Origin of the sequence: Gordonia sp. (in: high G+C Gram-positive bacteria), assembly GCF_047600385.1 — a bacterium.
Taxonomy (GTDB): Bacteria; Actinomycetota; Actinomycetes; order Mycobacteriales; family Mycobacteriaceae; genus Gordonia.
Genome location: NZ_JASGKZ010000001.1, coordinates 2,415,187 through 2,436,467 on the forward strand (window position 1 = coordinate 2,415,187; position 21,281 = coordinate 2,436,467).

Here is a 21,281-nt window from a genome sequence, read left to right on the forward strand (position 1 = left end):
TACGCGACGTACTGTACGGAAGGGGTCCGACAATTCTGAGGGCGGCGGGTGTCACCGCTGGTGGGGAGGGTCGTGGATTCGACTCGGTCTGCTCACTTCGTGCGCGGCCCGGCTCGGCCGACGTGGGTGTTTCGGGGTGCCGACCATCCGGGTGCGGTCGTTCCGGCGGGAGCGCGGGGCTCCCTCGGGGCGACCGGCCCGTCGATCGTCGTCAGGCGCCGAGGTTGATCGGGCTGTCGACGATGTTGGAGACGATCCCCTTGATGATCCCGGTGCCGTCGGAGCCCTTGAGCGAGGAGTACCAGGAGGTGGTCGCCTCGGCGTCGTACATGTGGGTCTCCTCGCCGCGTCTGCGGGCCCGCAGCACCAGTTCGCCGGCGCGCTCGGCGCGGATCTTCTCGTATCGCTTGAGGGTGTCCTCGACGCTGACGGTGTTGGTGGCCACGGCGATCCCGAGCGCGAAGCTGTCCTCCAAGGCCGAGCACGCGCCCTGGCCGATGTCCGGCGCGGTGTTGTGGGCGGCGTCGCCGAGGATCGCGACCCGGCCCTTGGCCCACGACGTGAACGGCGTGATGTCCCAGATCTCCACCCGGTTGAGCGAGACGTCGGGATCGATCGCGTCGATCAGCGCCTGTGTGCCGGGCGCCCACCCGTCGAAGGCCTGTTTGAGCGGTGCGACGCCCTCGGCGCGGTCGTAGGGGATCCCGGACTCCTGCGGGACGTCGAACCAGAAGTAGAAGCGGTCGCCGGCCACCGGCATGACGCATGCGCGTTTGCCCTCGGCGACGTAGCTGGTCCACTGGTCCGCGGGGCCGATCGCCTCGTTCACCGGGATGAGGCCGTTGAAGTTGGTGTAGCCGGAGTATTCGCGTTCCGGGGCCGTCTCGCCGTCGGGCGTCACGTACTCGCGGGTGATCGAGCGGGCGCCGTCGGCGCCGATGAGCATGTCGCAGGTGTCGGTCGAGCCGTCGGCGAAGGTGACCGTCACCGTCTCCCCGTCGTCGTCGATGCCCTCCATGCGCATGCCGAGCTTCACGTCGTCGAGTCCGAAACGTTCCATCAGGAGGGCTTGGAGGTCGGCGCGGGCCACCGGGTACGGCTTCTGGCCGGTCTGCTCGGTGACCGGGCTCAGCGAGAAGCGGCAGAGCTCCTCGCCGGTGTGGCCGTCGGCGTACGACATGTAGGCCATGTCGCCGCCGAGCGCGGCCACCTCGTCGGCCAGGCCGAGCCAGTTGAGCACCTTGACGCCGTTGGACCACAGCGACAGGGCCGCCCCGACGGGCTTGTTCTCTTTCATCTGGTCGTAGATCACGACCTCGTGGCCGAGACGTTTGAGGGCGATTCCCGCACTGGTTCCGCCGATTCCTGCTCCGATGATGATGACCTTCATGGCGGAAAAGCTAGGATCGGCTTTTCAATTCTGCGTTCCTTTCGTGTTGCGACATCGTTAACCGGCCTGCTCAGAGGACGTGATTTCTTCGTCGTCAGGTGTCGTGAACTGCGGTTACTCATGTTTCATGGTGTGATCTTCCAAGATTGTCGAGAAATTCACGAGCGGTTTTTGTAGCCGCGGACGGCGGCTGAGGAAGGCCGGACGAAGGAGAGTGTCGGGTATGGAGAATCCCGCGGAGTTGACCGCATTCAACGACCTGAACGACGACGATGCGCGCACCGCGCTGCTGGGTGTGTGCGCGTCGCCGGAATGGGCCGGACAGAATGCTCGCGGCACGACCTTTCGCCCGTCCCGAAGGGGCGGCCTCACTGGCGCGGGAACTGGTCGCCGACCTGCCCGAGCCGGAGATCTTCGCGGCGCTCGACGGTCATCCGCGGATCGGGGAGCGGTCGGAGGGGCCCGCATCGTCGTCGGAGCAGGCGGCCGTGCTGGAGTCCGGTGACGAGTTCCTGGCCCGCATGCGTGCCGCCAACCGCGAGTACGAGGAGGTGTTCGGCCACGTGTACCTGGTCGCCGCGGCGGGCCGTGCCCCCGAGGAGCTCTACGACATCCTGGTGTCGCGTCTGAGCAACACTCCCGAACAGGAGATGGAGGTGCTGCGCGCGGAGCTGGGCGAGATCAACGCGCGCCGGACGGCGAGTCTCCTCGGCGGCGAGCCCGCGACGGCCAAACAGTCCGGGGGCTACCTCACCTCGATCTCCACGCATGTGCTCGACACCACGACGGGGCGGCCGGCGGCCGGCATCGCCGTGGACCTGTACGGCCACGAGGGCAAGGTGGCCTCGGGGGTGACCAACGGCGACGGCCGGATCCCCGGCTTCGCGACGGTCCCGTCCGGGCGCTACACCGCGGTGTTCGGCACCGGCGAGTACTTCCCGGACGGGCTGTACCCGGTGGTCTCGATCACGATGAACCTCAAGCCGGGCAAGGTGCACCTGCCGCTGCTGCTCTCGCCGTTCGCCTACTCGACCTACCGGGGCAGCTGACGCCGGGAACGCGGTCTCGACTCCGCTCGACCAGCGAGGAGGGGCTCGACCGGCGGAGAGGAGTTCGACTGTCGAAAGGTCGGACTCTATTCGTTGGTCGAGCGAAGTCTTCGTCGATCGAGCGAAGTCGAGATCTCGAGTGGCGGGCGGGTGGTCTCGACTCCGCTCGACCAGCGAGGAGGGAACTCGACCGGCGGAGGGGCGGACGGCGGCGTCGAACACCTGTCACACCTCGGGGCTAGACTGGTCCGGTGGCAGGCAGAATCCCCGATCGTGACATCACGGCCATCCGTGAACAGACTCGGATCGAGGACATCGTCGGCGACTACGTGGCCCTGCGCCGCGCCGGCGCCGACTCCATGAAGGGTCTGTGTCCCTTTCACGACGAGAAGACGCCGTCGTTCCACGTCCGCCCCAATCACGGGCACTTCCACTGCTTCGGCTGCGGTGAGGGCGGCGACGTCTTCACCTTCCTGCAGAAGCAGGAGCACATCAGCTTCGTCGAGGCCGTCGAACAGCTCGCCGATCGGATCGGGTACCGGATCGACTACGAGGGCGGCGGCACCGCGATCGTCCGCGACCGCGGGACCCGCGCCCGGCTGGTCGCGGCCAACGCGGCGGCTCAGCGCTACTACGCCGAGCAGCTGCGCACCGCGGATGCGGCGACGGCACGCGACTTCCTCACCGACCGCGGTTTCGACCAGGCCGCCGCCGAACGGTTCGGCTGCGGCTACGCTCCGGCCGGCTGGGACACGATGACCAAGAACCTGCTCTCCCAGGGGTTCGCCTTCGCCGAACTCGAAGCGGCCGGTCTGAGCAAACAGGGGCGCAAGGGCCCGATCGACCGGTTCCACCGGCGGCTCCTCTGGCCGATCCGGAATCTGGCGGGCGACGTGATCGGCTTCGGCGCCCGGAAGCTGTACGACGACGACAACCTCGGCAAGTACATGAACACGCCCGAGACCATGCTCTACAAGAAGTCGCAGGTGCTGTTCGGGCTCGACCTCGCCAAACGCGAGATCGCCAAGAGCCACCAGGTGGTGGTCGTCGAGGGCTACACCGACGTGATGGCCATGCACACGGCCGGGGTCACCACCGCCGTCGCCTCGTGCGGCACGGCGTTCGGCGAGGACCATCTCGCGCTGATCCGGCGGCTGATGATGGACGACTCGTACTTCCGCGGCGAGGTGATCTACACGTTCGACGGCGACGAGGCCGGCCGGGCGGCGGCGCTCAAGGCCTTCGAGGGGGAGCAGTCGATCGCCGGACAGACCTTCGTGGCCGTCGCGCCGGACGGGATGGATCCGTGTGAACTGCGCCAGCGCTCCGGCGATGCCGCCGTGCGCGACCTGATCGCCACCCGCATCCCGATGTTCGAGTTCGCGATCAAGGCGATCCTCTCCGGTTACGACCTCGACAGCGCCGAGGGCCGGGTCGGTGCGCTGCGCGATGCGGTGCCGGTGGTCTCCCGGATCCGGGACGTCGCTCTGCGGGACGAGTACGCGCGGCAGCTCGCCGGCTGGGTCGGCTGGGACGACGTCGGTCAGGTGCTCGCGCGGGTGCGCGGCATGGCCAAGCGAGGGCGCGGCGGTCGGCAGAACGACCGGGGTCGTCGGCCCGGGCGTGTCGTCCCGCCGGAGGCCGCATTGCCGCCGCCGAGCGCGCGGCCGCTGCCGAACGATCCGCGGTTGTGGCCGCAGCGGGAGGCCCTCAAGGCGGCGATCCAGTATCCGGGGATCTCCGGCAGCGTCTTCGACTCGCTGCCCGCCGACTGCTTCAGCGAACCCGCGTACGCGCTGGTGCGGCAGACGATCGCGAACATCGGCGGTACTGCGGCGGGGCTGTCGGGGGCGTCGTGGGTGGACGCGATCAACCAGGGCGTCGACGATCCCGCGCTGACCCCGTTGGTGACCGAGCTCGCGGTCGAGGACATCCCGGTGGACGAGGACAAGATCCCGCGCTACATCAACAGCGTGCTCGCGCGGCTGCAGGAGGTGTGGGTCGGCGCGCAGATCGCGGACCTGAAGTCGAAGCTGCGGCGGATGTCGCCGGGCAACGACCCGGACGCCTACAACGCGCTCTTCGGCGACCTCGTCGCTCTCGAATCGTATCGGCGGAGCCTGCTGGAGCAGGCCTTCGAAGAGAGCGGGTAGCCTGCTCGCGGCATTTCTCCGTTTCGTTCCCGGGGGTGTCGGGACGGGATCGCTCAGCCGGTTCTAAGGTGAGCGGATGACCAGTGCGGCACGCAGTTCGACGTTGCGGGAACTCACGTTCCGGGGTGTGATCCTGGGTGGCCTGATCACCCTCGTCTTCACCGCGGCCAACGTGTATCTCGGCCTGAAGGTGGGCCTCACCTTCGCCACCGCCATCCCGGCGGCGGTGATCTCGATGTCGGTGCTGCGGTACTTCGCGAACCACTCCCTCGTCGAGAACAACATCGTGCAGACCATCGCCTCGGCGGCCGGCACGCTCTCGGCGATCATCTTCGTGCTGCCGGGCCTGATCATGATCGGCTGGTGGACCGGGTTCCCGTACTGGGAGACGGTCGCGATCTGCGCGATCGGCGGCATCCTCGGCGTCATGTACTCCATCCCGCTGCGGCGGGTCCTGGTGACCGGTTCCGAGCTCCCGTATCCCGAGGGCGTGGCGGCCGCGGAGGTGCTCAAGGTCGGCGACAGCGAGGTCGGCGCCGAGCAGAACCGCGGCGGCATGAGAATGATCGTGACCGGTGCGCTCACTGCGGCGGCGCTCTCGCTGCTGGTCTCGCTCAAGGCGATCGCCGGATCGGTGTCCGGAGCGGTCAAGATCGGCAGCGGTGCGACGATGTGGGGCGCGAGCCTGTCCATGGCGCTCATCGGCGTCGGACATCTGGTGGGCGTGTCGGTCGGCGTCGCGATGCTGGTCGGCCTGGTGATCTCGTACTTCGTGCTGTTGCCGGTCCACTCCTGGGGCGAGCTGAAAGACGGCGACCTGCTCGACCAGGTGAGCACGATCTTCACCGGCGACGTCCGGTTCATCGGCGCGGGCGCCATCGCGGTCGCGGCGGTCTGGACGCTGCTGACGCTGATCCTGCCGATCGTGCGCGGGATCGTCGAATCGATCCGGAGCGCTCGGGCCCGGCGCGACGGACAGCTGGTGGACATCACCGAGCGCGACATCCCCATCCAGTACGTCGGCGGCGCCGTGCTGCTGGCGATGGTCCCGATCGGCTGGCTGCTGTGGGACTTCCTCAAGGGCTCGGAGATCGCCGAGAACTCGGGCGGCATGATCGTGATCAGCATCGTGTTCGTGCTGCTCATCGGCCTGATCGTGGCCGCGGTGTGCGGATACATGGCCGGACTCATCGGGTCGTCGAACAGCCCGATCTCCGGCGTCGGCATCCTGGTGGTGCTGCTGGCGGCGGTCCTGCTGAAGGCCACGCACGGAGCCGACGGCGAGGACGAGGCGCTCGCGATGACCGCGTACACGCTGTTCACCGCCGCGGTGGTCTTCGGCATCGCGACCATCTCCAACGACAACCTGCAGGACCTCAAGACCGGTCAACTGGTCGGCGCGACACCGTGGAAGCAGCAGGTCGCGCTGATCATCGGCGTCGGCTTCGGCGCCGTGGTGATCCCGCCGGTGCTCGGCCTGATGAACACCGCGTTCGGCTTCCAGGGGGCGCCCGACGCCAAGGACGACGCGCTCGCCGCGCCGCAGGCGGCGTTGATGTCGTCGCTCGCCGAGGGGGTCTTCGGCAGCAGCCTGGACTGGGGGCTGATCTGGCTCGGCGTGGGGATCGGTGCGGTCGTGATCGTCGTCGACGAGGTCCTGAAACGGACCACCGGCTTCCGGCTGCCGCCGCTCGCCGTCGGCATGGGCATGTACCTGCCGATGGCGTTGACGCTGATCATCCCGCTCGGCGCGTTCATCGGCCGTGCGTACGAGAAGTGGGCCGACCGCGATCCGGACGACGCGGACCGCAAGAAGCGGCTCGGCGTGCTGATGGCGACCGGCCTGATCGTGGGCGAGAGCCTCTACGGCGTCGTGTTCGCCGGCGTCATCGCCGGTTCGGGGAAGGAGGAGCCGCTGGCGCTCCCGTTCCTCGGCGAGGGTTACGCCACGTGGGCGCAGGTGATCGGGGTCGCGGTGTTCCTCGGCGCCGTCGTCTGGCTCTACCGCACCGTGCGCAAGACGGCGTCGGCGCCGTACGACGGCCCGCCGGCGGCGGCACCGGAGTAGGCGTTCGACGATTCGGGTGCGCGGCGCCGTCGGTGCACTGCGCTAGGCTTGGCGCGTCCGAATGCTCCACCGCGACGAAGGGGTCCCATGACCACACCGCCGAATCCTGAGGGTCCGGATCTCAGGAAGCCCGCCGCCGACCAGGAGCCCGCCGGCGGGGAACCGATCAGCGGGGAACCGGTCAGCGGGGAACCGGTCGGCGAGCAGCCCGCCGGTCAGCCGTACCCCGGACAGGATCCGTGGGCGGGTCAGCAGCAGTCGTATCCGGCACCGGACCCGTTCGCCGGACAGCAACCCCATCCCGGACAGCCGTCGTACGCGGGGCCGTCGTATGCGGGGCAGCCCGGCGCCGCGCCGTACGGGCAGCCCTACGGAGCCGTGCCCGCCGGTTACGGGCAGCCCGCGCAGGTGGGGCAGAAGTCGAAGATCGTGGCCGGTATCCTGGGTATCCTGCTCGGTGCCTTCGGGGTGCACAACTTCTACCTCGGCTACACGGGCAAGGCGATCGCGCAGTTGCTGATCTCGCTGCTCTCGTTCGGTGTGTTCTCGTTCGTCTCCGCGATCTGGGGCCTTATCGAGGGCATCCTGATCCTGGTCTCCAAACCGGGCACCTCGTGGCATTGGGATGCCGCCGGGTTCGAGTTGCAGGACTGATCTTCGTCGATCACTGCCGGTATGCTTCGTGTGTTCCGGCATTCGGGGGCTATAGCTCAGTTGGTTAGAGCCGCGGACTCATAATCCGCTGGTCCCGGGTTCGAGCCCCGGTGGCCCCACCGTATCGGCCCGGGTTCACAGCGCTTCGGCACTGTGGACCCGGGCCGATTGCACTGTGCGGTGTCTGCTCGACGAGATGGGCGTCTGCTCGAGGAGAGGGCAGCGCGTCGACTCACCCGTGTGCGTGTCGGCGTTTCGCGGTGAGGACCGCGACGGCGGAGAGTCCTGCGCACGCGGTCCAGAATCCGAGCAGCACGGGTTTGTACGCCACCGTGCCGACGGCGCCGAGGGTTCCGGCCGCCGAGAGGCCCGCTTGAATGCCCTTGTCGTTGATCATGTGAAGGCTTCCTGTCGTCGAGGGGGAACCGGGTGGCGCGATCGGCGGCCGTCGACGTCCGGGGAGGCGCGTCGTCGACGGCTGCGAGGGGGATCCGGCCGGTGGGTTCGAGTGGCCATGGTGAACCCTTCTGGATCAGAGAGTGCTGTCGATCACATCGTAGGGCGCGGACATCGTGCGGACGGCCGGATCGGATGAGCTCCTCGAAGCCTGTCTGCCCGGTGTCGCTGGAAGCCGGAGAGACGCTGCGACCGCCGGGCGGCGCCTCGTCCCCGGGGGCGACGACTGCGCTCTCGGGTCCGTCCACTGCCGGACACCGGCCGCCTGCGGGCGAAGGACGGCGATGGTCTGTGACCTGCCCGATCGGAGAGTTACCGGCGGTTACCACCCTTCCGCCGGGCACGGCCCGAGACGATCGCGGGGCACACCGTTCCCGACGTAAGGAATCTCATGTCGCACTACCACGACCCCGAGGACTGGGCCTACGCCAAGACCGTCGGCAAGAACGCGCCGGACTCGCTCAAGGCGTTCCTCGCGTTCGACGAGGCGGCCCTGCGCGGCGAGGACAACGTCCTGCCGGCCAAGTACCGCGAGTTGATCGCGATCGCCGTCGCCCTGACGACGCAGTGCCCCTACTGCATCGAGGCGCACAGCAAGGCCGCGGCGAAGGCGGGGGCCACCGAGCAGGAGGTCACCGAGGCGATCATGATCGCGACCGCTCTCCGCGCGGGCGGCGGACTGACGCACGGATTCCAGGCGCTGAAGTTCTTCGGCACCGAGGACTGACCGCAGCGCGGGCCCGGCCTCGGGATCGGGGCGGGGGAGTGAGGACTCCGGCACGTCGTCGACGGACCTGGTAGGCAGGAGGGCATGAAAGCGCTCCTCGTCTGTTCGTCCGTCGCGCATGGAAACACCCGGCGGGTCGCCGACGAGATGGCCGCTGAACTGGGCTGTCTCGTCGTCGAACCCGCACAGATCGCCGCCCCCGGACTCGACGGGTACGACCTCGTCGGGTTCGGTTCCGGCGTCTACGACTTCGCCTTCCACCCCGATCTGAACGCCCTCGTGGACTCGCTGCCCGTCGCCGAGCGCGGCCGGGCGTTCGTGTTCGGCACCAGCGGCACGCCCGAGCCGCCTTTCGCCCGGTACACCCGCCGGTTCGCCGACCGACTGGCGGCCAAGGGGTACGACGTCGCCGGAACCTTCCTGTGCCGCGGCCTCGACACGTGGGGGCCGTTCAAGCTGGTCGGCGGCATTGGCCGGGCCAGGCCGAACGACGACGACCTCGCCGCCGCCCGAGCCTTCGCCGCCGGTCTGCGCTGACCGGGTCGACGGCTCTCCGCTCCCCTTAGAGGCGACTCGCCACGGCGTTCCTCCTCGGCCCGGGATACGACGGGTGCGCGATGCGGGAAGCCCGGGTGCCGCGGTGATACGCGGGCGGCAGTCGGTGCGCGTTGACGGAGCAGCCGAACGTCTCACAGATCCGAAGGCGCTGTTGTGCGCGGGTGTCGGCCGTGGTGGGATGGACGTCGTGACACGGGGTGCCGCCCGTGACCGGACGACCGGTGCGGACGGCTGAGAACACACCCGTCGAACCTGATCCAGTTAGCACTGGCGAAGGGAATGTCCGACGTCCATTCAGGCTTGCCTTCGCCTCTTCCCGAGAGGCTCCCACCCCCATGCCGAACCCCGTCCTCCCGCTCGCAGAGCAGATCGTCGTCGTGACCGGCGGCGCCCGCGGCCTCGGCGCCGCGATCTCCCGCGCCTTCCTGAACGCGGGCGCCCGCGTGGTGATCGACTACCGCTCCTCGCAGGAGGCGGCCGAAGCGCTCGCCGCCGAACACCCCGATCGTGCGCTGGCGGTGCAGGCCGACGTGCGCGACCGCGCTCGGGTGGAGGCCCTGCTGGCCACGGCCGCCGCGCACTTCGGCGGACCGGTCACCACCGTCGTCAACAACGCCCTGGTCGACTTCGCGTTCGACGGGGACGGTCGGCCGAAGGCGGCCGAGATCGGATACGACGACTTCGCCGCCCAGTTCGCCGGGTCCGTCCAGGGCCCGCTCAACGTGATCCAGGCGGCCCGCCCGGCCATGGCCGAGGCCGGCTTCGGCCGCGTGATCAACATCGGCACCAACCTGTTCCAGTACCCGGTGGTGCCCTACCACGACTACACCGCCTCGAAGGCCGCGCTGCTCTCGCTCACCAGGACCTTCGCCGACGACCTCGGGCCGGAGGGGATCACGGTCAACATGGTCTCCGGCGGGCTGCTGCGTACCACCGACGCCTCGGCGGCCACTCCGGAGGCGGTGTTCGATGCGATCGCCGCGGGGACGCCGCTGCGCGCGGTCACCGCGCCGGAACAGCTCGCCGACGCGGTGCTCTTCTTCGCTTCTCCGTGGGCGCGGGGTGTCACGGGGCAGAACCTCATCGTCGACGGCGGTCTGGTGAAGGGCTGAACCCGGAGTTCTCCGGAGACGGATCGGGCCCGCCTCGCGCGATGTGCGGGAGGCGGGCCCGATCGTGGTCGGGGTCGACGCCGGAGCGGCGACGGACTCAGCGCGCCTCGGTGATCCCGATGGACGGGAAGAAGAAGTAGGTGGCGTTGCCGCGTTTGACGGTGCCGTACACCGCACACAGCACCAGGCCGGGGCCGGTCTGGACGACGCCGCCGCGCACACCGTTGGACGGCACGATCGAGAGCGCACGCTTGAGCGTGTTGATCGGGGTGTTGTAGGTGGCGGCGGGGATCGGCGCGGCCTTGATGTGGCTCTTGACGGCGTCGAGCACGGTGTCGATCATGCCGCCGAGCGGCGCGTCGAGCCCGCCCTGCAGGGTGTTCAGGTTGAACCACGCCACGTGCAGGCCGGACTTGTCGCCGAAGTCGGCGAAGACCCCGACCGGCACGAAACCGCACAGGATCTCGCCGCGCCGGACGGCGTTGACGCTGATGCCCGCGATGTTCAGATTGCCGATGCCCGGGGTGTACGGTCCGGCGACGGCGCCGCCGACGCCGACCGGGAGCGTGAGGTCGGTGCTCAGGCCGAGGCTCGGCGTGAAGGCGCTGATGCCGAGCTGCCGCAGCAGCTTGTTGGCGGCGCCGACACCGTCGACGGGGGTGGGGGCGCTCTGGACCGGGTTGAGTGATCGCGCGGCGTCGATCGCCTTGCCCGCGGGGAGCGAGGCCGCCTGGGTGGCGGCTCCCGCAGCACGCGTCACCAGCGAAGTCGCCTGACCCGCCACCGACGACAGTCGACCTTTACCCTTCTCAGCCACGTTGCTCATGCCTAAACGGTACAACGTTGATTGACACGATCGGGAAATCTGTCGTATCCGAGGGCCAGAATGGAGACATATGCCACGTCCAGGCTCATCGGAGGAACCCGAAATGCAGAAGATCGTGCCGAACATCTGGTTCGACGGAACCGCGGCCGAGGCCGCCGAACACTATGCGCGGGTGCTGCCGGACACCTCCGGTCGGGTCCTCATGCGGTATCCGGAGGAGGGTCTTCCCGACTTCCAGAAGGCCCTGGCGGGGCAGCCGCTCACCGCGGAGATCGTCGTCGGCGAGTCGGCGGAGGACGGGGGCTGCCGGATCGTCCTGATCAACGCCGGCCCGGAGTTCGCCCCGAACGAGTCGATCAGCTTCATGCTGAACTTCGATCCGTCGCGCGACCCCGACGCGGCCGCGACCCTCGAGGCGGTCTGGGCCGGACTCGGCGACGGAGGCGAGGTCCTCGCCGAACTCGACGAGTACCCCTTCAGCCCCCGCTACGGCTGGATCCGCGACCGGTACGGCGTCACCTGGCAGCTGATCCTCACTCATCCCGACGGTGAGCCGCGGCCGTTCGTCATACCGTCGCTGCTGTTCTGCGGGGCCGCGCAGAACCGGGCCAAGGCCGCGATCGCCGCGTACACGTCGCTGTTCGACGACTCCGGCGTCGGCATGATCGTCGACTATTCGACGGCGACCGGAGCGGTGCGCGCCGATTCGGTGATGTTCGGCGACTTCCGGCTCGCCGGGCAGTGGTTCACCGCCGTCGACTCCCCCGAACCCCGGGACTTCTCGTTCACCTGCGGGGTGAGCCTCCAGGTGAACTGTGCCGATCAGGCCGAGATCGACCGCTGCTGGGAAGCCCTCTCCGCCGTCCCCGAGGCCGAACAGTGCGGCTGGTGCGCCGACGAGTTCGGCCTCAGTTGGCAGATCGTGCCGGAGGAGATGGGCTCGCTGATGGCGAGCCCGGAGGCCTACGGCGCGATGCTGGCGATGAAGAAGATCGTCATCGCCGACTTCCCGAAGTAGCGTTCGTTCCCGCCGTCACGGTCGGCGGCTCCGACGACTCCAGCAGCTGGCCTTCGGCGAGGGACTCGGCGGGGACGTCGTCCTGCACCCGGGTGGCCAGCGGCCGCTCGTCGACGAAGAGCAGCGCGATCAGGGCGATCACGGCGACCGGGACCAGGAACAGGAAGATCGGCAGCAGGGCCTCGTTGTAGGCGTGGATCACCAGGTCGCGCATCGGGCCGGGGAGGTGGTTGATCATCCCCGGGGTCAGATGCTTGCTCTCCTCGGCCACCTCACCGCTCGACGACATGGCGCCGAGCTTCTCTTCGAGGCGGCTGATCAGGCGGCTGGCGAAGATCGCGCCGACGATCGACGCGCCGAGCGTGGATCCGACCTGGCGGAAGTAGTTGGTGGCCGCGGTGGCGGTGCCGACGATCCGGCCGCCCGGGAACGAGTTCTGCACGATGAGGGTGAGGATCTGCAGGGCCAGGCCGATGCCGATGCCGGTGATGCCCAGGTAGAGGCACATCAGCCAGGTGGGGCTCTCGATGTGCAGGGTCGACAGCAGCGCCAGCCCGACACCGATGACCACCGATCCGACGATCGGGAAGATCTTGTAGCGGCCGGTCCGGCTGACCACGCGGCCCGACGAGATCGACGCGACCAGCAGTCCGCCCATCATCGGGATCATCAGCAGGCCCGCGACGGTCGCGCTGACCCCGAGGGCCATCTGGATGTAGGTCGGCATGTAGCCGAGGGCGCCGAACATCGCGATGCCGATCATCAGGGCGGCGAGCGTCGCCAGGCTGAAGTTTCGGTCCTTGAACAGCGCGAGCGGGATGATCGGGTGCACCGCGCGGGTCTCGGCCCAGCAGAACGCGACGGCGAGCACCACGGTGGCCGCGGCCAGGCCGAGGATCGTCGACGATCCCCACGCGTACGTGGTGCCGCCCCAGGTGGTGATGAGCACCAGGGTGGTGGTCGCCGCGCCGAGCAGGATCATGCCCAGGTAGTCGAGCGGCGGCCGCTCGTCGTGCGTGCGCGTGGGGAGCTTGAGGAAGACGGTGCAGGCGGCGATCGCGACGATGCCCAGCGGGATGTTCATCCAGAACGCCCAGCGCCAGCCCGGGCCCTCGGTGAGCCAGCCGCCGAGCAGCGGTCCGGCGACCGACGAGACGGCGAACACGGCGCCGATCATGCCCATGTAGCGACCGCGGTCACGCGCCGGAACGACGTCGGCGATCGCCGCCTGGGACAGCACCATCAGGCCGCCGCCGCCGAGGCCCTGGATCACGCGCGCCGCGATCAGCACGTCGATGTTCTGCGCGAGCGCACCGAGGATCGAGCCGCCGATGAAGATCACGATCGCGGCGAGGATCACCGGTTTGCGACCGAACAGGTCGCCGATCCGGCCGTAGATCGGCATCACGATGGTGGTCGCCAGCAGGTAGCCGGCGATCACCCAGGTCATCAGGTCGACGCCCTTGAGTTCGCCGACCATGGTCGGCAGGGCCGTGGACAGCACGGTCTGGTTCAGCGAGGCCAGGAGCATCGTGATCATCAGACCGATGAACAGGAAGAGGATCTGGCGATCGCCGGAGGTCTTCTCCGGTGTCGTCGCGACGGATGCGTCGGACGGCGGCGTCGCCGAGGCGGGGGATTCGGTCATCGGACTTCTTTCAGAGCTGTGCGGAATGCGGTGAGGGCCTTCTCGATGACGCCGGGATCGGGGTCGTCGAACAGGGGAGGTTCGTCGTCGAAGGCGAATCGGAGGACCGCCGTCGACAGGAGGACCAGCGCGCGGGCGCTGTCGGCCGCGGTGGGCGTGGCGTCCTGGTCGGCCAGCCGCTCGGACAGGACGGACATCAGGACGTCCTGCGTCGCCATCCGATGCGCCCGGACGCGGTCGACCAGTTCGGGGTGGGCGGTGACGATGCGGCGCACCTGCGGGCTGGTCCGGGGTCCGACGGAGGCCATCGTCGCCATGGTCAGGTGGACCGCCTGGAGGACGCGGTCGCGGCGGGCCTCGTCGTCCGGGGCCGGTGGGCGGAGGAACGTCTCGAGCGCCTGCCGGGGGATCTTGGGCTCCTGGATGCCCAGGACCGCGTCTTCTTTGGAGGGGTAGTAGTTGAAGAAGGTGCGGCGGGAGATGTCCGCGCGTTCGGCGATGTCGCTCACGGTGGCGGCGGTGAGTCCGTCGCGGAGGGCGAGTTCGACGGCGGCCTCGTGGATCCGCCGGGAGGTGTCCGCGCGTTTCCGGTCGCGCACGCCGTCACAATCTTGCATTAGTGCATTATTGCACTGGTGTAAGTATTTCGGCAAGGGGTCGTCGTGCCGACGTAGGCTGGGGGCCATGTCTGCACGAGTGCTCGGAGTGTGCGTCGTCCATCAGCTGCTGCCCGATCCGGGTGGGAAGGCCGGCGTGACCGCGATCGACAAACGCGTGGTCGACGGTCCGGTGAAGGTCGGCGACTACGGGCTGTACGCCGACGTGCAGGCCGACCGGCAGCACCACGGCGGCCTGGAACAGGCCCTGTACGTGTACGCCGAGGAGGACGCCGAGCACTGGGTCGGCGAGCTCGGCCGGGAGACGCCGCCCGGCTGGTACGGCGAGAACCTGCGGACGGTCGGCGTCGACGTGTCCGGCGCGCGGATCGGGGAGCGGTGGCGGATCGGCGAGAAGCTGGTCGTGGAGGTGACCAAGCCGCGGATCCCGTGCCAGACGTTCGCGCGACGAGTCGGCGGCGACGATGAGCGCGGCTGGGTGAAGCGGTTCACCGCGGCGGGGAGGCCGGGCGCGTATCTGCGCGTGGTGCGGCGCGGCACGGTGTCGTCCGGGGATGCGGTCGAGGTCGTGGAACGGCCGGAGGGGACTCCGACGATCGCGGAGGCGTTCGTCGGGAAGTAGGGGTCGCTGGGAAAGCGGGCCGACCGTCCCGAGTGCGGGGCGGGCGGCCTGAACGGCCCCCGCGGATGCACGAACGCCCCGGCGGAATGCCGGGGCGTTCGTGTTGAGGTCTAGCTCAGAGAGCGGTGACGTTCGTCGCCTGCGGGCCCTTGGCGCCCTGCTCGACGTCGAACTCGACGCGCTGTGCCTCTTCGAGGTTGCGGAAGCCGCTACCGTTGATCGAGGTGAAGTGGACGAAGATGTCTTCGCTTCCACCGTCGGGGGCGATGAAGCCGAAGCCCTTTTCGCCGTTGAACCATTTGACGGTGCCTTGTGCCACGCTTGTTACTACCATTCTGTGTATCTGGAACGCAGGGACGTGATCGTCACCTGCGGACACCACTCTTCCACACCGGCGCCGAATTGGAAACAGGAACATGCGAATCCGCCTGGGGCGCCGGGTCGCATCGGTGGCGGCCGGGTTCGTCATTCCGCTGGTGAGAGGCGTGTCGGGCGGGGTTTCGTGCTCCTCGCCCAGATGTGAATCTCCGCTGAGGTCGCCGGGCCTGTCGGTGGGCGAAGCGGGCCGTCCGGGCCGAAGCGGTGTCGCGGGCGATAGCCGGAAATCCCCCGAAAGCGACGTATGTTATACTTCTAACTGAATATTTATAGAGAAGGGGGCCGAGATCGCACCGCTCATCCTGCTCGTCATCGCGGGAACATGTCTGATTCCGACGATTCTGTCGTCGGTCGGTGTCGATCTGGGGCTGGACGTCGAACTCGACGACGGCGTGGGTCTGCTGGCGCTTCTGCTGCCCGTCGTCGCGGTCTCGACCGGAGCGGCCGGCATCGTCCTCGCCACGGGCGGCGGAGCCGGGGCGGCGACCGCTCTGGCCCTCGGGGCCGGAGTCCTTCTGGCGGCGATCCTGTGGCCGGTCCTGCGCTGGCTGCACCGCAGCGGACGGGAATCCGTGCAGACGGTCATCGGCGCCGGAACCCGGGTCCGCATCGTCGAACCGGTCCGTCCCGGTGGGCTCGGCGTCGCGACGGCGACCACGCCCAATGGCACCGTCGACCTCACCGTCGTGACCCGCGACGACGCACTCGCCCCGGGAGCCGACGCCTACGTCATCGGCCCCGCGCCGGACACGGCCGACCCGGCCGCGCCCACCGCGTGGGAGGTCGCGGTCTTCGACCGGCCCTGACCCCGAGACCTCGCAGAATCTAGACCTCATAGAACCGCTGGACCCTGTCACGAGAGAAAGGGAATCGTTTGAGCAGTTCACTCGTCATCGTCATCGCCCTGGTGGTGGTCGTGATCGTCGCCGCCGTCCTCGGCCTGGTGTCGCGGTACCGCGTCCCCGGCGCGGAGGAGGCGTTCATCGTCACCGGCACCGGTAAGGGCGCCCGCGGCAAGGTCTACAAGGGCACCGGAACCTTCGTGCTGCCCGTCGTGCAGAAGGCCACCCGCGTCTCGCTGTCGTCGGTGAAGGCCGACCTGCGCACCCAGACGCCGGCTCAGGACGGCATCAAGCTCAACATCCAGGCGATGGCCCTGGTCAAGGTCGGCGATGAGCCGGAGGACATCCTGCGCGCCGGCCCGCGTTTCACCGACGACCTCGACAAGATCGAGGACCAGGCCATCGACCAGCTCTCCGGCGAACTGCGCTCGATCGTGGGCACCATGACCGCCAAAGAGGTGCTCACCAACCGCGAGAAGCTGACCGCGCAGGTCCGCGGCCAGGTCGCCGAGAACCTCCGCGTGCAGGGACTGGTGCTCGACGCCTTCAACATCCTCGAAGTCGAGGACGCCGACGGCAAGTACTTCGCCGACCTGGCCGCCCCCGAGCGCGCCGAACAGGCGAAGATCGCCGCCAATGCGCGGTCGGTCGCCAAGGCCGACAGCGATCGCGTCGCCGCGGAGCAGGACCGCATCGCCAAGCAGGCGCAGATCGCCAACGACCAGGCCGTCATCGAGCAGCAGCGACAGCTCGACGTCGAACGTCAGGAGGCCCGCAAGATCACCGAGCGGGCCGCGGCCGAGGCGGACGCCGCCAAGCCGCTGGCCGAGGCCGAGCGCCGGCTGATCCAGACCGAGAAGGACAACGAGGTCGCCGCCCGGCAGGCCGAACTGCGGCAGACGCAGCTCGACGCCGAGGTGATCCGCCCGGCGCAGGCCGAACGGCAGGCCGCCGCCGAGCGCGCCGAGGCCGCCAAGGTGGAGCAGATCGCCCGCGCCGAGGCCGAGGCCCGCACCGTGCAGCTGCGCGGTGAGGCCGACAAGGCCGCCCGCATCGCCGCCTCGCAGGCCGAAGCGGAATCGATCCGCGTGCGCGGCACCGCCGACGCGGAGACCATCAAGTTGCGCGGCGCGGCCGAGGCCGAGTCCATCCGCGTCAAGGGCGCCGCCGAGGCCCAGGCCATCGAGGAACGGGCCGAGGCGCTGGCCAAGCTCGACGAGGTCGGTCAGCTCGAACTGGTCGTCAACGGTCTCCCGGCGATCGTCGGGGCGGCGGCCGAACCGCTCTCGGGTGCGTCGATCACGCTGGTCGGCAAGGACACCTCCGCGGTGACCGAATCCGTCGTCGGCGGGGTCTCCCAGCTGCTGCCCGCACTCAAGGAGGCCACCGGCATCGACCTGGGCGGCGTGCTCACCGGCATGACCGGGAACCTCGACTCCATGGCGAACGGTGACGGCACGAAGGGCGAAGCCGAGAAGAGGTAGGCCTTCCGAGCCGAGCGCCGACGAGACCCCGCGAACCCCGATGTTCGCGGGGTCTCTGGTCTCGGTGGGTCCGGTCGGGACTCACCACTGCGGCGGTTCGTACCGGAACGTGCCGTCGGGGAATTCGAGGAGTGCGCCGCCGGTGGGCCTGCTCGGGTCCTGCGTGCGGAGGTGGTACGTCTTCACCGGGGTGCCGTCAACGGTTTTCGACCCCGTCGCCCAAACGAGGTCTGCTCTCTTCTCGAACCGGGTCATCTCCTCGAGCAGGTCCGAGGGCAGGGCGGCGAAAGCGTTCCGGCGGCGTGCTTCGTAGTTCGAGCGTTCCTTGCGGGCGGCGACGTACTCGTCGATCTGGTCATTGTCGAGGACGACGAGTTTCGGGTGGGCGAGCAGGCGCTCGACGTTCGCTTTCTGCAGGTCCCAGTCGAACTGGTCGTCGAGCTCGGTGAATCTGTCGTTTCGTAGGCGGTATTCGTCGTTCGGCCCGTTCTCGACGGCCACGAAACGATCCCACACCTCGAGCGCGGCGGGTCTGCCGAGGGCTTCGATCCCGGCCCTGACCCGCGCGCATTCGCGCACGGCATGACCCGTGACGCCGCACTCGTCGGCACCGTGCAGGTAGTTACCGGCGTAGTCGCTGTGACCGCCGTCGTCCATGACCATGATCGTGTAGACGTACACGTCCGTGTACTCGAACACGACGGGGCTGATCTCGTCGTCGTGGATCAGCGCTGAGCGGAGGCGCCGAACGACGTCGTGGAGCGACGAGAAGAGGTCTACGGGACCGCCCTGGTCCAGGTCTCGTCGGGAGATCACGATCGCGTCGTCGGGAATGTCTCGAGGATTCATGCGGTGAGGCTAACAGCGGGCGGTGACAAGAATACGAAAACGTATTCGAGGCGGTGCCGGTCTGATCGTCGGGGGGTTTCCGTTCGGTAGGGCCCACGGAGGGCCCACGACGACGGAGGTACCGCAGGGGTACCGCGGCGGGGTCAGCGACGTCGGCGCGACGGGTACAGGTAGCTCACCGTCATGCCGGTGCTCTTGTCGGTGGCGACGTACCGATCGCCCCTCTTGACGAACGGGATGACGTTGGGCTTCCCGAAGATCGTCGGGCAGGCCACCCGGCCGCCGGTCCTGGTGTGCCGGATCCGGCACAGGGTCCGTTCCCGGCCGCCGGGGCCGAAACGCACGACGAAGTTCTTGCCCCGGATCCGGACGGTGACGTCCTTGGATCGGGGTTCGCCCACGGTGTGCCAGCGATACTTCCCGCTGTCGATCTTCGCGGAGGCTTCGCCCGCGGCGACATCGGTGCCGGTCAGGGCGGCGGCGACGGTGACGACGGCGATCGCCGCGGTGGCGAGTCCGCGAGGGGAGAGGGTCATCGTGGGCGACCTCCTGTGACATCCGCGAATGTGCGGTGTACTGGGAGGCTAGCGCATGACGACGGGGCCGGGTGGTCGAAACCGGGCGGCTCGGTGTGGCGAGGAGTGTGGTCTCGACTTCGCTCGACCAGCGAGGGGGCGCTCTCTCGGTGAGAAGGCAATCTATCGGCGAGAAGGCGACGGGGCTCGACTGGTGGGGAGGGAACGAGAGTCGATGGGAGAGGAGTTCCGCAGAAAACACGGTGCTCGAAAAACAGGTCAGCCCCGGTGAAAACCGGGGCTGAACTGCTTGAACTATGCTCCCCCAATTGGACTCGAACCAATAACCTGCCGATTAACAGTCGGCTGCTCTGCCAATTGAGCTATGGGGGAATGTTTTGTTTTTGTTCTTTCCGAACCGAGATGAAACTCTAGCGCATACTCTCGTCAGTAACAAAACGGGTGGTCAGGGGCATTTTTCCAGATGTCCGTGGTCTGCAGGTGGGCGATCAGACGCGCGGCGCCGTCGGTGAACTGAAGACCGATCGCCGCGGCCGCCGCTTCCGGATCCCGCGCGGCGTAGGCGGCGATCAGCTGTTCGTGACTGGCGAGCGCGACCCGGGCCCATTCCGGGTCGGTCGCGTACATCCGGTGCGGCGTGTAGCGGGTCGCCGACTGCAGGAACCAGGCGAGTTTTCCGCTGCCGCTGATCCGATTGTGCGTGCGGTGGAACTCGTACTCCGCCGCGGCGATCGCCGCCGGATCGGCGGCCGCCACGGCGTCGCGCAGCACACGGTTCGCCTCGGCGAGGGCGGCGAGGTGATCGTCGTCGATCATCTGCGCCGTGCGTCGCGCGATCCGGGCGGCGGCCTGGCCCTGCAGCCAGAAGACGTCCTCGACGTCGGTTCGCGAGAGGTCGGAGACCACGTACCCGCGGTGCGGGGCGCTGCTCACCATGCCCTCGCCGCGCAGGGTGAGGAGCGCCTCGCGGACCGGGGTCACGCTCACCCCGAGGTCGACGGCGGTCTCGTCCATGCGGATCGGGTCGCCGGGGGCGAACTCGGCCGTCATGATCTTGTGCCGCAGGATCGCGGCGACCTCCTCGGACAGCTGCGGACGACGCCCCAGGCGGAGCGGACCACCGGGGGCGGGGGAGTCAGAGGCCATAGGTCTTCCCGATGATGTCGCGTTGGATCTCGTTGGTGCCGCCGAAGACGGTGGAGATGATCGCGCCGCGCATGAGCCGCTCGGCGTCGAACTCCTTGGCGTAACCGTAGCCGCCCATCATCTGCATGCCGTCGATCGTCATCGCCTTGCTCACCTCGGTGGCCTTGAGCTTCACCATCGACGCCTCGCGTGGCATCATCTGGCCCGGGTTCTCGTCGGAGACCTTGGCGAGGGAGTAGATCAGCTCCTTGGTCGCGGCGATCTCGGTGGCGTGGTCGGCCATCCAATGCCGCAGCGCCTGGAACGTGCCGACCGGTCGACCGAACTGCTTGCGCTCCCTGATGAACTTCAGGGTGTCGCCGAACGACCGCTCGGCCACCCCCAACTGCATGGCGGCCAGGATCAGACGTTCGGTGTTCAATCCGGCCATCAACTGGGTCCACCCGTCACCGACCCGTCCGACCACGTTCTCGTCGGGCACGAAGCAGTCGGTGAAGTACAGGTCGTTCACCTCGCTGCCGCCCAGGGTGTCGATCGGGTTGACGCGGAGACCCTCGATACCGGCCGGGATGTGGAACTGGGTGAGCCCCTCGTGTTTGGCGCCGGAGCGGTCGGTGCGCGCGATCAACAGGATCGACGACGCGTAGTGCGCGCACGAGCACCACGTCTTCTGGCCGTTGATCAGCCAGCCGCCGTCCACCTTGTCGGCGCGGCAGGTGAGGGCGCCCACGTCGGAGCCGGCCTCGGGCTCGGACATCGAGATCGAGAGCGCATCGCCGGCGACGACCCCGGCCAGCACCGCGCGCTTCATCTCCTCGGGGGCGAACTTCTCGTAGGCGGCGGCGGTGATCAGGGTGGGGCCGATCCCGCCGATCGGGGCCTGCCCGCGCATGGCCTCCTCCAGGAAGATGCACAGCTCCACATTGCCCGCGCCCGCGCCGCCGTACTCCTCGGCGACGTTGATGCCGGCCCAGCCGAAGGCGGCCATCTTGCGGTACAGCTCCTGCGAGTGGGGTTCCCGACCGTCGTCCGTCCAGGCGTCGCGCTGGGCGCGGGTACCCGCCTCGCGCTTGCAGAAGTCGCTGACGGCCTGGGCGAAGGCGGACTGTTCGGGGGTGAAGGCGACCATGGTGGCTCCCGGATCGATG

General features: G+C 68.7%; 21 protein-coding genes, 2 tRNA genes, 1 pseudogene and 1 riboswitch. Of the genes and pseudogenes, 13 read left to right on the top strand and 11 right to left on the bottom strand.

The window, feature by feature from the left end; translation table 11 throughout:
• Nucleotides 1-211: 211 nt before the first annotated feature.
• Nucleotides 212-1,390, bottom strand: coding sequence for an FAD-dependent urate hydroxylase HpxO (gene hpxO, locus QM809_RS10825; protein ID WP_415045785.1), 1,179 nt, complete (start codon nucleotides 1,388-1,390; stop codon nucleotides 212-214).
• A gap of 326 nt (nucleotides 1,391-1,716) precedes the next feature.
• Between hpxO and QM809_RS10830 the strand changes: the two are divergent.
• From QM809_RS10830 to QM809_RS10855, 6 genes and pseudogenes are all read left to right on the top strand, one after another.
• Nucleotides 1,717-2,025: pseudogene (locus QM809_RS10830) on the top strand (2-oxo-4-hydroxy-4-carboxy-5-ureidoimidazoline decarboxylase); the annotation flags it as partial.
• 123 nt (nucleotides 2,026-2,148) lie between these two features.
• Nucleotides 2,149-2,439: a hydroxyisourate hydrolase gene (locus tag QM809_RS10835; protein ID WP_415047059.1), complete on the top strand. Its 291-nt coding sequence runs from the start codon at nucleotides 2,149-2,151 to the stop codon at nucleotides 2,437-2,439.
• Between the two features lie 251 nt (nucleotides 2,440-2,690).
• Entirely contained in the window at nucleotides 2,691-4,592 is a 1,902-nt protein-coding gene (dnaG, locus tag QM809_RS10840) for a DNA primase (protein WP_415045786.1), read from the top strand.
• A gap of 76 nt (nucleotides 4,593-4,668) precedes the next feature.
• A complete protein-coding gene (locus tag QM809_RS10845) occupies nucleotides 4,669-6,660 on the top strand; it encodes an OPT family oligopeptide transporter (RefSeq protein ID WP_415045787.1) in 1,992 nt (663 codons plus the stop codon).
• Nucleotides 6,661-6,747: 87 nt separating this feature from the next.
• The gene (locus tag QM809_RS10850) at nucleotides 6,748-7,314 is read left to right on the top strand and encodes an NINE protein (protein WP_415045788.1); all 567 of its coding nucleotides are present in this window, start codon (nucleotides 6,748-6,750) and stop codon (nucleotides 7,312-7,314) included.
• 45 nt (nucleotides 7,315-7,359) lie between these two features.
• Nucleotides 7,360-7,433, top strand: a tRNA-Ile gene (locus QM809_RS10855).
• Nucleotides 7,434-7,546: 113 nt separating this feature from the next.
• On the opposite strand, the gene QM809_RS10860 is transcribed toward QM809_RS10855, so the two are convergent.
• Nucleotides 7,547-7,711 carry a hypothetical protein gene (locus tag QM809_RS10860; protein WP_415045789.1) on the bottom strand — a complete coding sequence of 55 codons (165 nt, stop codon included), beginning with the start codon at nucleotides 7,709-7,711 and terminating at the stop codon, nucleotides 7,547-7,549.
• Nucleotides 7,712-8,161: 450 nt separating this feature from the next.
• Here QM809_RS10860 and QM809_RS10865 point away from each other — a divergent pair, with 450 nt between their 5' ends.
• From QM809_RS10865 to QM809_RS10875, 3 genes are all read left to right on the top strand, one after another.
• Entirely contained in the window at nucleotides 8,162-8,497 is a 336-nt protein-coding gene (locus QM809_RS10865) for a carboxymuconolactone decarboxylase family protein (protein ID WP_415045790.1), read from the top strand.
• Nucleotides 8,498-8,581: 84 nt separating this feature from the next.
• Complete coding sequence (locus QM809_RS10870; RefSeq protein WP_415045791.1) at nucleotides 8,582-9,034, top strand: flavodoxin family protein; 453 nt, start codon at nucleotides 8,582-8,584, stop codon at nucleotides 9,032-9,034.
• 204 nt (nucleotides 9,035-9,238) lie between these two features.
• A riboswitch (TPP riboswitch) is annotated at nucleotides 9,239-9,352 on the top strand.
• Between the two features lie 38 nt (nucleotides 9,353-9,390).
• A complete protein-coding gene (locus QM809_RS10875; protein WP_415045793.1) occupies nucleotides 9,391-10,167 on the top strand; it encodes a 3-oxoacyl-ACP reductase in 777 nt (258 codons plus the stop codon).
• A 97-nt stretch (nucleotides 10,168-10,264) separates the two neighbouring features.
• Here the strand turns inward: QM809_RS10875 and QM809_RS10880 are convergent, their stop codons facing one another.
• On the bottom strand, nucleotides 10,265-10,993 hold the full coding sequence (locus QM809_RS10880; RefSeq protein WP_415045794.1) for a hypothetical protein: 729 nt from the start codon (nucleotides 10,991-10,993) through the stop codon (nucleotides 10,265-10,267).
• A 103-nt stretch (nucleotides 10,994-11,096) separates the two neighbouring features.
• On the opposite strand from QM809_RS10880, the gene QM809_RS10885 reads away from it, so the two are divergent.
• Nucleotides 11,097-12,011, top strand: a complete 915-nt coding sequence (locus tag QM809_RS10885; RefSeq protein ID WP_415045795.1) for a VOC family protein — start codon at nucleotides 11,097-11,099, stop codon at nucleotides 12,009-12,011.
• Here QM809_RS10885 and QM809_RS10890 read toward each other — a convergent pair.
• Together QM809_RS10890 and QM809_RS10895 are read right to left on the bottom strand one after the other, a co-directional pair.
• On the bottom strand, nucleotides 11,989-13,659 hold the full coding sequence (locus QM809_RS10890; RefSeq protein ID WP_415045796.1) for an MDR family MFS transporter: 1,671 nt from the start codon (nucleotides 13,657-13,659) through the stop codon (nucleotides 11,989-11,991). The two genes, QM809_RS10885 and QM809_RS10890, sit on opposite strands and share 23 nt — an antisense overlap.
• Nucleotides 13,656-14,276 (bottom strand): TetR/AcrR family transcriptional regulator, encoded by a 621-nt coding sequence (locus QM809_RS10895; RefSeq protein ID WP_415045797.1) that lies wholly within the window; start codon nucleotides 14,274-14,276, stop codon nucleotides 13,656-13,658. The genes QM809_RS10890 and QM809_RS10895 overlap by 4 nt, the downstream gene beginning before the upstream one ends.
• Before the next feature lie 67 nt (nucleotides 14,277-14,343).
• Between QM809_RS10895 and QM809_RS10900 the strand changes: the two genes are divergently transcribed.
• Nucleotides 14,344-14,898 (top strand): MOSC domain-containing protein, encoded by a 555-nt coding sequence (locus tag QM809_RS10900; protein ID WP_415045799.1) that lies wholly within the window; start codon nucleotides 14,344-14,346, stop codon nucleotides 14,896-14,898.
• Between the two features lie 115 nt (nucleotides 14,899-15,013).
• Here QM809_RS10900 and QM809_RS10905 read toward each other — a convergent pair whose 3' ends face one another.
• Nucleotides 15,014-15,217, bottom strand: a complete 204-nt coding sequence (locus tag QM809_RS10905; RefSeq protein WP_105942823.1) for a cold-shock protein — start codon at nucleotides 15,215-15,217, stop codon at nucleotides 15,014-15,016.
• A 451-nt stretch (nucleotides 15,218-15,668) separates the two neighbouring features.
• Here QM809_RS10905 and QM809_RS10910 point away from each other — a divergent pair, with 451 nt between their 5' ends.
• Entirely contained in the window at nucleotides 15,669-16,082 is a 414-nt protein-coding gene (locus tag QM809_RS10910) for a hypothetical protein (RefSeq protein WP_415045802.1), read from the top strand.
• A 68-nt stretch (nucleotides 16,083-16,150) separates the two neighbouring features.
• Entirely contained in the window at nucleotides 16,151-17,602 is a 1,452-nt protein-coding gene (locus QM809_RS10915) for a flotillin family protein (protein WP_415045803.1), read from the top strand.
• Between the two features lie 81 nt (nucleotides 17,603-17,683).
• Here QM809_RS10915 and QM809_RS10920 read toward each other — a convergent pair whose 3' ends face one another.
• The 5 genes from QM809_RS10920 to QM809_RS10940 all read right to left on the bottom strand — a co-directional run bounded on the left by QM809_RS10920 (nucleotide 17,684) and on the right by QM809_RS10940 (nucleotide 21,262).
• Nucleotides 17,684-18,451 (bottom strand): hypothetical protein, encoded by a 768-nt coding sequence (locus tag QM809_RS10920; protein ID WP_415045804.1) that lies wholly within the window; start codon nucleotides 18,449-18,451, stop codon nucleotides 17,684-17,686.
• A gap of 143 nt (nucleotides 18,452-18,594) precedes the next feature.
• Nucleotides 18,595-18,987, bottom strand: a complete 393-nt coding sequence (locus QM809_RS10925) for a hypothetical protein (RefSeq protein WP_415045806.1) — start codon at nucleotides 18,985-18,987, stop codon at nucleotides 18,595-18,597.
• Between the two features lie 299 nt (nucleotides 18,988-19,286).
• Nucleotides 19,287-19,359, bottom strand: a tRNA-Asn gene (locus QM809_RS10930).
• Nucleotides 19,360-19,413: 54 nt separating this feature from the next.
• A complete protein-coding gene (locus tag QM809_RS10935; RefSeq protein ID WP_415045807.1) occupies nucleotides 19,414-20,133 on the bottom strand; it encodes a GntR family transcriptional regulator in 720 nt (239 codons plus the stop codon).
• On the bottom strand, nucleotides 20,123-21,262 hold the full coding sequence (locus QM809_RS10940) for an acyl-CoA dehydrogenase family protein (protein ID WP_415045808.1): 1,140 nt from the start codon (nucleotides 21,260-21,262) through the stop codon (nucleotides 20,123-20,125). Before QM809_RS10940 ends, QM809_RS10935 begins: the two co-directional genes overlap by 11 nt.
• Between the last annotated feature and the right edge of the window lie 19 nt (nucleotides 21,263-21,281).